The sequence below is a fragment of the Vibrio fujianensis genome (assembly GCF_002749895.1).
In the GTDB taxonomy this organism is placed as follows: Bacteria; Pseudomonadota; Gammaproteobacteria; order Enterobacterales; family Vibrionaceae; genus Vibrio; species Vibrio fujianensis.
In genome coordinates this window covers 134,284-148,942 of record NZ_NBUS01000039.1, presented here as the reverse complement: position 1 = coordinate 148,942, position 14,659 = coordinate 134,284, and the positions used below count along the sequence as shown (strand labels likewise).

11 protein-coding genes are annotated in these 14,659 nt (G+C 44.4%); 7 read left to right on the top strand and 4 right to left on the bottom strand.

Annotation, left to right across the window (positions count from 1 at the left end):
• The 7 genes from B7C60_RS05470 to B7C60_RS05430 all read left to right on the top strand — a co-directional run.
• Positions 1-946, top strand: a 946-nt coding sequence (locus B7C60_RS05470) for a mannose-1-phosphate guanylyltransferase/mannose-6-phosphate isomerase (RefSeq protein WP_245868606.1), incomplete at its 5' end; no start/stop codon positions are given.
• A gap of 69 nt (positions 947-1,015) precedes the next feature.
• Positions 1,016-2,467: a phosphomannomutase gene (locus B7C60_RS05465; RefSeq protein ID WP_099610786.1), complete on the top strand. Its 1,452-nt coding sequence runs from the start codon at positions 1,016-1,018 to the stop codon at positions 2,465-2,467.
• 44 nt (positions 2,468-2,511) lie between these two features.
• Entirely contained in the window at positions 2,512-3,456 is a 945-nt protein-coding gene (locus B7C60_RS05460; RefSeq protein ID WP_099610785.1) for a UDP-glucose 4-epimerase family protein, read from the top strand.
• Between the two features lie 4 nt (positions 3,457-3,460).
• Positions 3,461-4,015, top strand: coding sequence for a sugar transferase (locus B7C60_RS05455; protein ID WP_099610784.1), 555 nt, complete (start codon positions 3,461-3,463; stop codon positions 4,013-4,015).
• Between the two features lie 20 nt (positions 4,016-4,035).
• Positions 4,036-5,997 (top strand): nucleoside-diphosphate sugar epimerase/dehydratase, encoded by a 1,962-nt coding sequence (locus tag B7C60_RS05450; protein WP_099610783.1) that lies wholly within the window; start codon positions 4,036-4,038, stop codon positions 5,995-5,997.
• A 486-nt stretch (positions 5,998-6,483) separates the two neighbouring features.
• On the top strand, positions 6,484-7,815 hold the full coding sequence (locus tag B7C60_RS05440; protein WP_099610781.1) for an MBL fold metallo-hydrolase: 1,332 nt from the start codon (positions 6,484-6,486) through the stop codon (positions 7,813-7,815).
• 488 nt (positions 7,816-8,303) lie between these two features.
• Entirely contained in the window at positions 8,304-8,744 is a 441-nt protein-coding gene (locus B7C60_RS05430; RefSeq protein ID WP_099610780.1) for a TM2 domain-containing protein, read from the top strand.
• A gap of 433 nt (positions 8,745-9,177) precedes the next feature.
• Here B7C60_RS05430 and galE read toward each other — a convergent pair whose 3' ends face one another.
• From galE to B7C60_RS17940, 4 genes are all read right to left on the bottom strand, one after another.
• Complete coding sequence (gene galE, locus B7C60_RS05425) at positions 9,178-10,194, bottom strand: UDP-glucose 4-epimerase GalE (RefSeq protein WP_099610779.1); 1,017 nt, start codon at positions 10,192-10,194, stop codon at positions 9,178-9,180.
• Between the two features lie 121 nt (positions 10,195-10,315).
• Entirely contained in the window at positions 10,316-11,224 is a 909-nt protein-coding gene (locus B7C60_RS05420; RefSeq protein WP_099610857.1) for an endonuclease I family protein, read from the bottom strand.
• 24 nt (positions 11,225-11,248) lie between these two features.
• Positions 11,249-13,765, bottom strand: a complete 2,517-nt coding sequence (locus tag B7C60_RS05415) for an ExeM/NucH family extracellular endonuclease (protein ID WP_099610778.1) — start codon at positions 13,763-13,765, stop codon at positions 11,249-11,251.
• Positions 13,766-14,241: 476 nt separating this feature from the next.
• On the bottom strand, positions 14,242-14,659 hold a 418-nt coding region (locus B7C60_RS17940), incomplete at its 5' end, for a family 4 glycosyl hydrolase (RefSeq protein ID WP_483887748.1).

The following is a 14,659-nucleotide window of genomic DNA, read 5'->3' as shown; positions in this document are numbered from 1 at the left end:
TGAAACTGGCTACGGCTACATAAAAGCAGGACAAGATGCTTGTGTAGAAAAATTCGTTGAAAAGCCAGACCTAGTCACCGCGCAGTCTTATTTAGAAAGTGGTGACTACCTTTGGAACAGCGGTATGTTTCTGTTTCAAGCTAGCCAATACCTTGCTGAACTTAAGCAACACCGTCCCGCTATGTATGCGGCGCTAGAATCCGCTTATGGTAGCCGTACGGAAGACTTGGATTTTATTCGTATTGGTACCGAGGCGTTTACCGCATGCCCAAGTGAATCCATTGACTATGCGATTATGGAACCAACACAAAATGCCAAAGTGGTGCCTTATAATGGCGATTGGAGCGACATTGGTGCGTGGGATGCATTGTACGATTACAGCGAAAAAGACAGTAACCACAATGTGCTGGTTGGTGATGTGATGGCAGAGTCGACGACAAATTCCTTGGTTCGTGCTGAATCTCGTTTGGTGGCGACTGTTGGCGTGAATAATCTAGTAGTGATCGAAACCGCCGATGCGGTATTGATTATGGACAAAGATCAGTCACAAGATGTGAAAAAAATCGTCAGTCGTATCAAAGCCGAAGGTCGCCAAGAACACATGCATCACACTACAGTGCATCGCGCTTGGGGTACTTATCAAACGGTTGATCTTGGTGATCGTCATCAGGTGAAACGTATCATGGTAAAACCGGGTGAGAAGTTAAGTGTGCAAATGCACCACCATCGCGCCGAACACTGGGTGGTCGTATCTGGTACAGCCAAAGTTCAAAATGGCGAGCGTGAAATACTATTAACCGAGAATGAATCCACCTACATTCCTGTTGGTGTGGTTCATGCGTTAGAAAACCCAGGTAAAATTCCATTAGAGTTGATTGAAGTGCAATCTGGAAGTTACTTAGGGGAAGATGACATTGTACGTTTTAGCGATCGTTATGGTCGCTAAATCATTGCGAGTATGATTTTAGAACAATACATAAATACATAAATAATAGGTTAATAGAGAGCATTGGTTATGACAACCCTGAAAGAACTTAGCATAGAGCAAGACGTGGCTTTTGGAACCAGTGGTGTAAGAGCGTTAGTGGAAAACCTGACACCTAAATTGTGTTACGCCTATGCCCAAGCTTTCTTGCAACAAATATGTTCAAACGCCACGCAGGTGGCGGTCGCTATCGACTTGCGCCCCAGTAGCCCAGATATTGCTTGCGCTATGTTAAAAGCCGCTCAAGACTTAAACATAGACGTTGTTTTTTGCGGGGCCTTACCCACCCCAGCATTGGCGTATTTTGCCATGCAAAACGCCATGCCAAGCATCATGATTACGGGTAGCCATATTCCGTTTGACCGTAACGGCTTTAAGTTTTACACCACGACCGGTGAAATTACCAAAGCGGACGAGCTTAGCATCCAAAATGCGCCAGTAAGTGAACGCAGTAGCGATTTTTGTTTGGCTGCGTTGCCGCCAGTCGATTTAGCCGCCAGCTTTTTATATCAAAAACGTTATACGGATTTGTTTTTATCGACTGCCTTAAAGGGCAAGCGCATCGGTTTATATGAACATTCTGGTGTTGGCCGTGACCTTATTACATCTATATTAAGACAACTGGGGGCTGAGGTAATTAGTCTGGATCGAACAGATACGTTTGTGCCGATTGATACTGAAGCCGTTTCAGAAGTTGATCAGCAAAAAGCCTTTGCTTGGTCGAAAGAGTGGGCTTTAGATGCCATTGTATCCACCGATGGCGATGCAGATCGTCCTTTAATCAGCGATGAAAATGGTCTTTGGTTGCGTGGTGATGTCGTGGGTATTTTGGTGGCGCGTTTCTTACAAGCCACCCACGTCGCTACGCCAGTGAATGCCAATACCGCCTTGGAGCTGGCTAATCCCAATATGTTTACCAAGCGTACGCGAATTGGTTCCCCTTATGTTATAGAAGCGATGCAAGCGTTAGCGCTACAAGCTACAACGACAACCGGTAGTCCTAAAGTTGTAGGTTACGAAGCCAATGGCGGTTTTTTAGTGGGTAATGACATGCCGTGTGGGCTAGGCATGCTAAATGCCTTGCCTACCCGTGATGCAGTACTACCTATTTTGGCTGTGCTTTGTCAGTCCGCTCAAGACGGTTTACCAATCAGCCAGTTGGTAGACGGTTTGCCTGCTCGTTATACTTACAGTGATCGTATTCAACAGGTTCCGACCGAATTTAGTCAGAGGTTAATTAAACAGCTAAAAGAGGATAGTCAGCAGATGCAATGCTTTTTGGAAGCCACTGGTGTAGAAGCATCCAGTGTTGACACTGTTGATGAAACCGACGGTCTGCGTATTCACCTAAGCAACTATGAAATTGTTCATCTTAGACCCTCTGGCAATGCGCCTGAATTACGCTGTTATGCAGAATCATCAGAAATGAACCGTGCTAAACAAATCGTAGAGCTGGCCTTAAGATATGTTCAAAGTATTTAAAACGGTTAATTTGAAAAATACTTATGTGTACTGGAGATAGGAAAATGCCTAAGTCAATTTTACTGACAGGCTCAACAGGATTTGTTGGTACTAATCTAGTAAAGTCACTGACATTGAAGTCGGATTACATTGTTAAGTCTGCTGTGCGTCATGCTGTAAATAAAGATGATGGGTTATTGTTTGAGGTTGGTGATATTAACGCTTCAACTGATTATAGGCTCGTGCTTAATAATACTAACATTGTTATACATTGTGCAGCACGTGCTCATGTAGCAAGTCATGCTACAGTTGATTCTTTAGCGCAGTTTCGAGCCGTTAATACAGAAGGAACTTTAAACCTAGCTCGTCAAGCTGCTGAGGCTGGTGTTCGTCGCTTTGTGTTTGTAAGTTCTATTGGTGTAAATGGTATATCTACTCAGTCAGATCCATTTTCTATTAAGTTTGCCCCAGCTCCTCACAATGATTATGCCCGTTCTAAATATGAAGCCGAATTAGGTTTGAAACAAATTGCCGAGGAAACTGGGCTAGAGGTGGTTATTGTTAGGCCTACATTAGTTTATGGCCCTAATGCGCCGGGTAACTTTGGTATGCTGACTAAGCTAGTAAGAAAGCTGCCTGTTTTACCTTTTGGGCTTGCGAATAATCGTCGTGATTTTATTGCAGTACAAAACCTAGCGGATTTACTGGTAACATGTGCTACTCATCCAGATGCAGCAGGACATACTTTTTTAGCTTCCGATGGTGAAACGGTTTCTATTAAAGAATTTACCAATGCCATGGCTAAAGGATTAGGTAAGAGAGTGGTTCAACTACCAATCCCTGTTGGTCTAATGCGTTTAGTTGGTAAAGTAACCGGTAAATCAGCAATGATTGAACAGTTATTTGGCAATTTAGAAGTGGATTCTTCAAATATCCAACAAGTTTTGGGTTGGACTTCTCCATTCACCATGGAACAAGCCATGGCTACATTAAAAGACTCGGATAAATAATATCATGATTCGTCTATTAGATTTCTTAGCAGCCTTCTTCGGCTTGCTTTTTTTATGGCCAGTATTACTGGTCGTAACCATTATTGGGTTGTTCGATACTGGTTCACCAATTTTTGTCCAAGAACGTGTTGGGCGAAACAAAAAACCATTTAAACTGGTGAAATTTCGTACCATGTCAGTCGATACTCAGTCAGTGGCTTCACATTTAGCCAGTACCAGTTCCATCACTAAGTTTGGTGCGTTTTTGCGCAAAACCAAGATTGATGAACTGCCACAGTTGATTAACGTACTGAAAGGTGAAATGAGCTTAGTGGGCCCGCGCCCCAATCTCTTTAACCAACAAGAGTTAATTAAAGAGCGTGATGCGTTAGGAGTATATGATGTACTCCCTGGCATTACTGGCTTAGCACAAGTACAAAATATCGATATGTCCACCCCAGCGCTACTGGCACAAACCGATCGTGAAATGATTGATACACTCACGATAAAAAACTATTTTAAGTATATAATCATGACAGTAACAGGTAGTGGTGCCGGTGATGCGGTAAACAAATCATAATATTGAAGTGAATGCGATTTATGGATAGGTTGGCTTATATTTGGTCATTGCCAAGGGGTTACAAGCGCGTAATTAGTTTGGCAATCGATACAATTTTAATTATTTTTTCTTTTTTTGCTGCGTTATGGGTTCGGTTGGGGGAGGTTGTTCTTCCTTCCTCCGCTAGCGAAATCGGCGCTTTACTCGGAACGGTGGTGATTACCTTAGTTGTCTTTGCTCGCTTAGGGCTTTATCGTGCCGTACTACGTTATTTAACCTTTCATGCTTTGATGGTCATCGCCGCAGGAGCGGCTATTTCTGCTGTTGTCTTGACCACATTTGCCTACTATTTGAACGCCTCCATTCCAAGAACGGTTCCGTTAATTTATCTAACATTTTTAGTGTTGTTTTGTGGTGGGGCGAGAATGCTAGTGCGTTCTTTGATTGTTCAGTCACAATGCAAAAAAGTGCGAGAGCAAGTGCTTATTTATGGTGCTGGCAGTACAGGACGCCAGTTAGCAATAGCTTTGCGTAGCTCCCCACAATATCAAATTAAAGCTTTTTTAGATAATGATCCTTCACTCGCAAAAACTATTATTCAAGGCGTAACCGTTTACCCTGCTTTTTTAGTACGAGAGCTGGTTGAAAAGTATCACATTGATAAGATTTTATTAGCTATGCCAAGAACCAGTCGTTCTGAAAGAAAGCTAATCATCGATGAATTGCTTCATTTACCTGTCGAAGTACTCACGGTACCGGATTTTACCGATATTGTTGAGGGACACGCGACGGTTGATGAATTAAAAGATGTCGCAATAGAAGATTTACTTGGTCGCGATCCTGTTGCTCCAGACACTTGTTTAATGAAGTCGAATATTCAGGGAAAAGTAGTCATGGTGACGGGGGCGGGAGGCTCAATTGGCTCTGAGTTATGTCGTCAAATTGTGATGCAAAATCCCAAGTCTCTTATTTTGTTTGAACTGACTGAATTTGCTTTGTATCAAATTGATAAAGAGCTTAGCCAGTGGGTTGAAGCTGAGCAATTGCAGGTTGAGGTCATTCCTTTACTGGGGTCTGTACAACGTATTAATCGATTGTGTGCCACCATGAAAGCGTTTGGCGTTCAAACGGTTTACCATGCAGCCGCTTACAAACATGTTCCTCTGGTTGAGTACAATGTGGTTGAAGGGGTGCGTAATAATGTGTTTGGGACTTATTATTGTGCTAAAGCGGCAATTGAATCAGGTGTTGAGTCTTTTGTCTTAATATCTACTGATAAAGCGGTTCGTCCAACGAATGTGATGGGAACGACAAAGCGTATGGCTGAGTTGGCATTACAAGCTTTAGCTGAAAAAGAAAATCAGAAATCGAAAGGTACTCGTTTTTGTATGGTGCGATTTGGTAATGTTCTCGGTTCCTCCGGTTCGGTTATTCCTCTATTTAAGCGCCAAATTGCAGAAGGTAAGCCCATCACGGTCACTCATCCAGAGATTATCCGTTACTTCATGACGATTCCTGAGGCGGCTCAGTTAGTGATTCAGGCTGGCGCTATGGGGAAAGGTGGCGATGTGTTTGTTTTGGATATGGGCGAGCCAGTTAAAATTGTTGATTTAGCTAAAAATTTAATTCGGTTATCTGGCTTAGAAGTGAAATCAGTAGAGAATCCTGGTGGAGATATTGAAATCAAGTTTACTGGTCTACGCCCAGGAGAAAAGCTCTATGAGGAGTTATTGATTGGCGATAATGTTCAAGGAACAGAGCATGAGCGAATCATGACGGCTAATGAACGCTTTTTACCATTAAATGAGTTTGCTGCAATTTTAGACAGTTTAGATAAGGCTTGTCATGAATTTGATCACGAAGCGATTCGTAAAATTTTACTAGATGCACCAACGGGTTTTGAACCTACGGATGGTATCGGTGATTTAGTGTGGAATGCAAAACAAAAAAAAGAGCAGGCTCAGTCTAATATCGTGGAGTTAAAAACGACCCAGACGGCTTAAACTGAGCGTGTATATGTAGAAAGTTAGAATTTAGGCGCTCACTTCAACATTTGGTACTGCACAAAATTCCCCTCCCTTGGGGGGGAATTAGAGCGAATGCGTTAGTATCATTAACCATTAACCTCAGCAACCACCCCGCCCTACGGGCACCCCTCCGAGGGAGGGGAATTAAACCTCCTGTCATTCCCACTTAGTTATTCTAGATCTTCTTCACCTACCAGTATCATTGCTATCCGCCTTTCGGAAGAGGGGAATAAGAGCGAATGCGTTATTTGTTGCGTTAGTTCTCACGAGCACGTTTTTTAAATTCCCCTCCCTTGGAGGGGGGGCAGGCAGAGCCTGACGGGGTGGTCTTGGCGACTTATAAGTTGCACAAAGTAGGGTGGATTTCCTGCCAACTGGCTCGAATTTTCTTTTTCTCCCCATCTTGTTTTACATTCATTATGCTAGTGTTTGCGTATTCATTTTCAGAATAAGGCAAAGGATATGCAAATACTTCATCATGGCGGTAAAGATACGGTCACTGGCTCTTGTCATGAGTTGCGCGTCGATGGTGTAGCGGTACTGATCGATTGTGGGCTGTTTCAGGGTAAAGATGCGGCGGATATTGCGTTGGATTTTTCAGTGGAGCATATTGATGCGCTGATTGTGACGCATGCGCATATTGATCATATCGGTCGCCTGCCGTGGTTGCTTGCCGCAGGCTTTACCGGGCCAATTTATTGTACGCCAGCCAGTGCAGAACTGATCCCGTTAATGTTAGAAGATGGACTTAAATTGCAATTAGGCCTAAATCGCCAGCAAATTCAGCAAATATTAGACATCATAAAACAGCGTTTACAACCATGTTGCTATGGCGAATGGGCCACCATTTCAGCTCATCGTCAGGCTCAGGCTTCACTGCAACTTCGCTTTCAACCAGCCGGGCATATTCTTGGTTCCGCTTATGTCGAGCTGCGTTTAGCTAACGGTGAAGTGGTGGTGTTTTCAGGCGATTTAGGGCCGAGTAATACGCCATTATTGCCTGATCCACAATCGCCGCAGCGAGCCGATTATCTGATCATTGAAACCACTTACGGCAACCGTAATCATGATGATGTGGCTGGTCGCGCTGAGAAGTTACGCGAAATCATCCAGCGCTCATTAGAAAATGGCGGCACCATTTTAATTCCCGCCTTTAGTGTTGGCCGTACCCAAGAATTACTGTTTGATATTGAACGCTTGATTTTTGAGCACAAAATTGATGCCGATCTGCCGATTATTCTTGATTCACCCATGGCTCAACAAGTCACCCAATCCTATCGCCGCTTTAAAACTCTATGGGGAGAAGAGGCCAAGCTGCGTTTAGAGATGCATCGTCATCCGCTGGCTTTCGATCAGTGCATACAAATCAGTGATTATGGTACTCATCAGGCGCTAGTCAATCGTCTCGCCTCAACCGGTGCACCCGCGATTGTGGTGGCCGCATCAGGAATGTGCCAAGGCGGGCGAATTGTTGAATATTTAAAAGCCTTGCTGGGAGATGAGCGTACCGATGTGATTTTTGCTGGCTTTCAAGCGGAGGGAACCTTAGGTCGAACCATTACCCAGGGTGAAAAATCGATTTGTATTGATGGAGAAGAGATCGAAGTGAAAGCCAGTATTCATGTGATGTCGGGCTATTCCGCCCACGCGGATCAATCTGAATTACTCGCCTTTATTAAAGGAATTGCGGAGCCGCCACAAGAAATCCATTTGATTCATGGTGAGGTTGCGACAAAGCAAGCTTTTACTGATGCTTTAGAAGTGGCTGGGTTTAATGGTGTCGTCATCACTTAGCCTTAGCGGTATGGTTTCCGTGGTTTAAATGGTGACTCCTTGCGTCGTAAGCGACGGATCATAATGGCTCCAATCACTGCCATAATGGTAATAACGCTTCCTATCCAGCCTAGATAAATATCACCAAAGCCTAAAATATTATCAATGTGATAGAGATACCGCCGACAAGAGGAATCGCTCCCTCGTGTAATTTTCTTGCATTGGGTTTATCAACCAAACCAATGCGTTTTGCTCATTTCGATTTCCTTGCTGATCATGATTTGCTGTTGCGATTTTTTCACGGGGGGCTTTTAACGTTATTCTATCTTGTTGATTTTGTAGTTTTTGTTTTTATGTTCGGCCATGTTAATGCGGTAGACTTTTGAGGACGTGGTATTCGAGCTACAAACATAATCATCTAAATTCAACAAAGCGCACTGATTTTATAGACATATTTGGTTTAATTGGTAAAAATACGCATCTTTATTCTTATTTGAGGTATCACGTAAATGAAAGGCACTATCATCGACTTTAATGAATCGCAGCGTTTAGGGCTGATTTCGGGTGAAGATGGACAGCGTTATCAATTAGCGATGTCTGAATGGAAAGGTAGCCAGTTTCCTAAGGTTGGGGCAGCGGTCGACTTTTCTGTCGAGGGGGATCAATCTATTTCTGTTTACCCACTTTCTGTCTCCTCTGGCTCTTCAAAAAAAATCGCTGCAGCTTTATTGGCCTTTTTCTTTGGTGCGTTCGGCGTGCATAAATTTTACCTTGGCTATAAAAAGCAAGGCTGGATTATGCTGCTAGGGTTTATTTTTGGTTTTATTCTGCTGGGTATTCCGTCAATGATCATTGGTATCATTGCGTTTGTTGAGTTTATTATTTATCTCACTAAATCAGATGAAGATTTTGAAAACATTTATGTTAATGGCTCTAAACCTTGGTTCTGATGGCTCAGTTGTGACTTTGGCTTGTGGTTATTCTGATTAATTTCTATTAGCTTCAGCAACCACCCCGCCCTGCGGGCACCCCTCCGGAGGAGGGGAATAAGAGCGAATGTGTTATTTGTTGCGTTAGTTCTCACTAGCACGTTTTTTTAAATTCCCTCCGCAGGGGAGTAAAGGCGAGCATGTTTTTTTAAATTCCCCTCCTTTGGAGGGGTGGCAGGCAGAGCCTGACGGGGTGGTCTTAAACTCAGATTCTAGACAAGAGTAGATTCTAGGAAAAGTAGCGCAGGTCTTCAAAACCAGTACCTGAAAAGTTAATCGTATTTCATTAGCTTCAGAAACCACCCCGCCCTGCGGGCACCCCTCCGAGGGAGGGGAATAAGAGCAAATGCGTTAGTATCATTAATCATTAATCATTAATCATTAACCATTAACCTTACTCGCCTTCATACCCATTCGGGTTTTTTGACTGCCAGCGCCAGGTGTCTTCGACCATGGTTGCTAAGCTGCGCGTTGCTTTCCAACCTAACGTTTGTTCTGCATAGCTTGGGTCTGCCCAGCATTCTGCGATATCACCTGCGCGGCGTGCTTGAATTTGATAAGCAATCGGTTTGCCGACGGTTTTGCTAAAGGCGGCAATCATATCAAGCACACTATGGCCACTTCCGGTGCCGAGGTTAAAAATATGCACTCCAGCACGTTGGCTTACTTTATTCAGCGCGGCTAAATGGCCATCAGCCAAATCGACCACGTGAATGTAATCGCGGACACCGGTGCCATCCGGTGTTGGGTAGTCATTGCCAAAAACACCGACTTGTTCGCGTCGGCCTACAGCAACTTGGGCGACAAAGGGAAGGAGGTTATTCGGCGTGCCTTGTGGGTCTTCACCGAGTAAGCCAGATTCATGTGCGCCAACCGGGTTAAAGTAACGCAGTAGCGTGATACTCCAGTCTGGATTGGCGTGTTGAAAATCGGTTAAACATTCTTCCACCATCAATTTACTGCGTCCATAAGGGTTGGTTGCCGATGTGGGGAAGTTTTCGCGGATCGGGACGCTGGCGGGATCACCATAAACGGTGGCAGAAGAGCTGAAAATTAAACTTTTAACCCCTGCTTTTGCCATGCTACGGACTAAGCTTAAGGTACCTGCAACGTTATTTTCGTAATACATCAGTGGTTTTTCGACCGATTCTCCCACAGCTTTGAGACCGGCAAAATGGATCACGCTATCGATAGTATGTTCGGTAAAAATTTGTTCGAGCAGTGCGCTGTCGCGGATATCGCCTTGATAAAATTTAGGGGTAATACCAGTAACTTGGGTAATGCGGTCAAGCACCAATTTTTTGCTGTTGTATAGGTTGTCGAGAATAATCGGTGTGATACCGGCTTGAAGAAGTTGAATGCAGGTGTGGCTACCGATGTAGCCCATGCCTCCGGTGACTAGGATATTCATGTTTAAGCCTCTGATGTTGTTAGCTTTGCAATCATAACGCAAAGATTATTCAGGAGCTAGGGAAAGGGTGGTGGCGAGGGTCCCCGCTTGCGCGGGGATGAAAGGAGAACGACAAACGCACTTAAGGGCATTCAGGGCTAGAAAAAATTTCTTCAACCCAGAATGGGTTATCAATAAAAGGATTGCGGTTGTTTTGTATGGAATAAATTTTCTCGTGGCGTTGTTTTTCAAAATCATCCACCGGATCTTGCTTATGCCATTTAAGCAAGATACATAAATCACCAAGGTGAGAAGTGGGTGAATTATTGCCAACGTTGATTTCTAGATCTGGCGTGATAGGGTCTTTGCCTTCATAACGCGTGGCCATATAAAACATGCTTCGCGCGATATCTCCTTTTACAGCATCACGGGGTTCAAACGTGCCTCGTTGTGGATCTTTTTTGTTGCCAGCTTCTGGAGACTCTTTAGTGGGCACTCCGCCCTCATTAAATTCTAAACTACCGCGTTCACTGTTGATCGACTCATCACTAGGGCGAAGGTGGTGGATATCGGTGTAAGCATACGCGGAGCTGTTATTAAAGCCGCCATGAGATTTTGGCCATAGATGTTCTCGGTTCCAATTGTCTTGTCCGAGGGAGCCTTGGCCTGAGCGCTCAGTTTTTAGCTGCGAGCGTCCGGTATACAGTAAAATGACATGATCTGATTGATAAGGGTCCTCATCTGTAATCATTAATGCTTTCCATACATCCATGGCATCAGGGCTATTGTTGGTATAGCTCAGTTTAATATGGCCTTGAGAAATGATGCCATTTAATGCCTGTTTCAATGTTTGGCCGGTTTGGTCGAGTGCTGCATCATAATAACCGTTCGGGTTGTAAACGTCAGAGGGAACAGGGGGCGGAGTTACGGTTCCGCTATCGGTGATGCAGGTTGAGAAAAACGGGGTAATCACATGGGGGTGATCCGCTTGGATATAGTTAGCCGTTGCATGGCAACTGATAAGTAAGGCAACGTATGCGAGTTTTTTCATGTTCATTGATCTCTATCTATCCAATTAGGCTTGTGTGCCACGAGTACGGCGGATGGTCATTAAAGCGAATAACAGCAGGCTTATTAAGCCAAGGCTACCACCACTGCTCTGCTCGGTTTCCGCAGACGGATTCTCGGATGAGTTATCTTCCGGACTTTGGCGTTCATCTAATTCAAAATTCAGATTTAATAGAACCGGATCATGGCGAGAGGATCGGTGCCAACTGGTATTGGCGGTTTTGTGTTGGTAGTCCCAAAGCTCAGATTCATTGGCGTTGATGGCCCAAGGTGCGGAGTCGATAAATTGTGAGGTCAGTGATGGCGAGATGAAGATGTAATCCACTCGACCGGATGCCGCATGGTTTTCAACCGAATAGTGTGGATTAGACGTATCGCGAATGGTCGTGCTATCAAGGTAATGAGCGCTAGACGGTGCGCTTGCCATGTCATTGAGCCCAGTGAGCCTGGTAATCGCATCTTCTTTCGGATAAGCGTGGAAACTGCCTAACAGGATTTTATGTCCGGAGTGTTGCTCGAGTGCTTGGGCAATTTTTTCACTCGCTTGCTCACGTAGTGTTGAGCAGCCACCTTGTGTTTCTGTGGGTTGAGAACAGTGTTGATTTCTATCCACTAAATCAGCAACTGCGAGCGTGAACGTGGTCGGTTGGTCTTTGGCGTTGAGGTCAAATGTCGCGAGTAAGGTATCGTTCATAGCGATCGCCAAATCATCATCTCCGGGCATGGCCAATAACTCAAGCTGCTTGAACTTAAACAGTGCAGGGCGGTAGAGAATAAAGCTAGCAGTAGCATTTTCTCCCACAAAGTCACTTGAGGTGTCACTTAACTTAGCGACTTGATAAGTGTGGTGTGGGTCTTGGTTTTGGTTGAGGCGGTTGAGTAAATAGCCGATCGCTGAGTGAGCGCTGTAACCGTTATTTTCGACTTGTAAAAGGGCGACGATATCTGGGTTGAGCTGCTTAATCGCGGCGGTAATTTTTGTGACTTGTAAATCCAATTCCTCTTGATTATTGGCTCCACCAGTGACAAAACCACTGGGGCTGTCGTTATCTATCGCCGGGTTACGCGGGCCATTAACGCGAGAGGTAAATACCCCTTGTGTGTTAAAGGTGGCGACTTTGACATTGCCTTCGATCAAACCTGGGCTATTTTGTTTGGCGACCGGATTAAATGATGCTGATGTGGCCTCTTCAGTGATGAACAAGCGGTAGTCGGAGTGGGAATAGCCAATGATGCCTTGCAAATTGGCTACCTGATCACCGATCGTGAGGTGATTGTCAGAGTGTCCATCGCTCGATTGGCTTATATCAGGGTACCAAGCAATCGGGGTTTCTGGGGTGCCTGCTTGGGTGGCTTCAACAATTAACTGTTGATCCTGATTACAATCGGCTTGTTTGATTGCCGCTTGGCTACCGGGTTGGTTACGGTGATGAGGGTGCTCGTTTGGTTGTTGATAAGCCAAAACCATATTGTAACGTTGTGGGCCAGGGTCGAAGGCAAAGCTTCGAGAAACATGCATGTCTGATTCTGCCGTGAAGCGTACCAGCATGCCTTCATGCCGTTCCAGCGTTTGCGCATAATATCGATCTGAGTTTAATCGTGTTACGACAGTCGGCTGAATAGAGTATCCGTGATCAAGAATGCGGCTTTCTGCGCTAGGGATAAACTGGGTTGAGCCATAGTGCTCAATTACTTTTCCTGTTACTTCGATCAGGTCACCGACCACACCGCCTTGAATTGGGCCTTGAATAAAGAGGCCATCTGAAGTGTTCGGGTTGTCGTCCCCTTGTGGATCTTGGATAAAAAAGCCTTGGGGCAAATCTTCCCCAAGGTCGGCATTATCTTGTATATGAGTGATCACGCCACTCACTTGGAAGGTTTGTTCTGATTGATATTGCCCTTTTGCGGGATCGGTATAAGGTGAGGCCCAGCCATCTCCTTGTAGTTCCATAATGGTCTTGCGAATGGCCTGCACTGGTGGCTCGCTTGGCGTAAAATCATCATCGTAATCGGGGGCTATCCCAATATGCTGCCAATCATTATTCACGCCCGTACTATGCCATTGTGCAGGATTAAATGTGGTATTCGGTGTGACATCGATTCTTTGTAATGACGTGTCTTGGTTAAAGTTTTCACGAATGCCGAGAGTACCTACAATATCAATCAGCTGTTGTTCTTTAAACAATCCGATAATGTCATCGCCATTAAAAGCGGTGACCTGATTATTTGTCAGGTTTGCCTTGCTGACGAGTGCGGCGTCGGCATCAGGATGAGCAATGACGTAGGTATGTCTGGGTGATAGATTGTGATCTTCCAGTACTAAAGGCGAACTTGTCCAGTCACTGGCTCCATTCGAAGCAAGTTTGATGCTGTAAGTGCTGAGGTTAATCGATTCTGAACCAATATTGGTCAGTTCGATGGCTTTATTGAGCCCAGAACCTTCGGTTGTTTCAGAGATAATGATTTGCCCATGGGCGGGCAGGGCGCACAGCACTGATAGTGCCACGAGTTTTATTTTATGCATGTTAGGCTCATCGTTTTGTCCATTAGGTTGTTATACCCTTCCTACTTGAAGCCGCAGGAGTGTTGGCTACGTTCTTTCACCCCAATCACATAGCCTGTCTATGCTCATGGGGATTCACTCACTTGCCGCCTACCTGCAACTCCAAGTTGTTTGGGTATATTTGTTTTTAAATAAAATCGTTGAATTTTGATTATTTTAAAACTCGACCTAAATGGTTATTGATAAAAATAATAGTGTAAACTTTAAATTAAATTATTATTTTTGGCTGTGATGGACGTGGGTTATTTAAAATGGAATAAATTGGGTCTTTATTTTTATAATCAAGATCGATGATTAAACACAATTGGTAGTATTAAATTATTTTATTTTAAATATGTGAATGGTATCGTTTGGCTGGTTGTATTTTTTCTTTACAAATTAAAAAACAAACCCCTTCTCAAATAGAGAAGGGATGCTTAATCAGAAAAAATGGGGGGTTAGTTTAGAGCTGTCCAGTAATCTTTATTAGCCTCCATTAAATCGTCGAGAATCGCTTTGGCAACCGCAGCACTGGGGATGGTGGCTGACAGGGTTAGCGCTTGCCATAGTTTTTGATACGAACCTTCGACATGGGCCTGTACGGCGAGTTTTTCGACCGAGACTTGTTGGTTCATCATACCTTTTTGGAATTCGGGGATAGCTCCAATTTGTAGTGGTTTTGCTCCCGTACTATCGACGATACACGGAATTTCAACCATTGCCGTTGGATCAAAGTTACTGATGGCACCATTATTTTGAACAATAAGTAACATGCGTTCTTTGGTATTAAACGCGATCGCGGTAGCAAGGTCGACGATATAAGAAGCATGCTCTTCCACTTCAATGCTGGTGTCGACAGCTGTGCCATTTTTAATA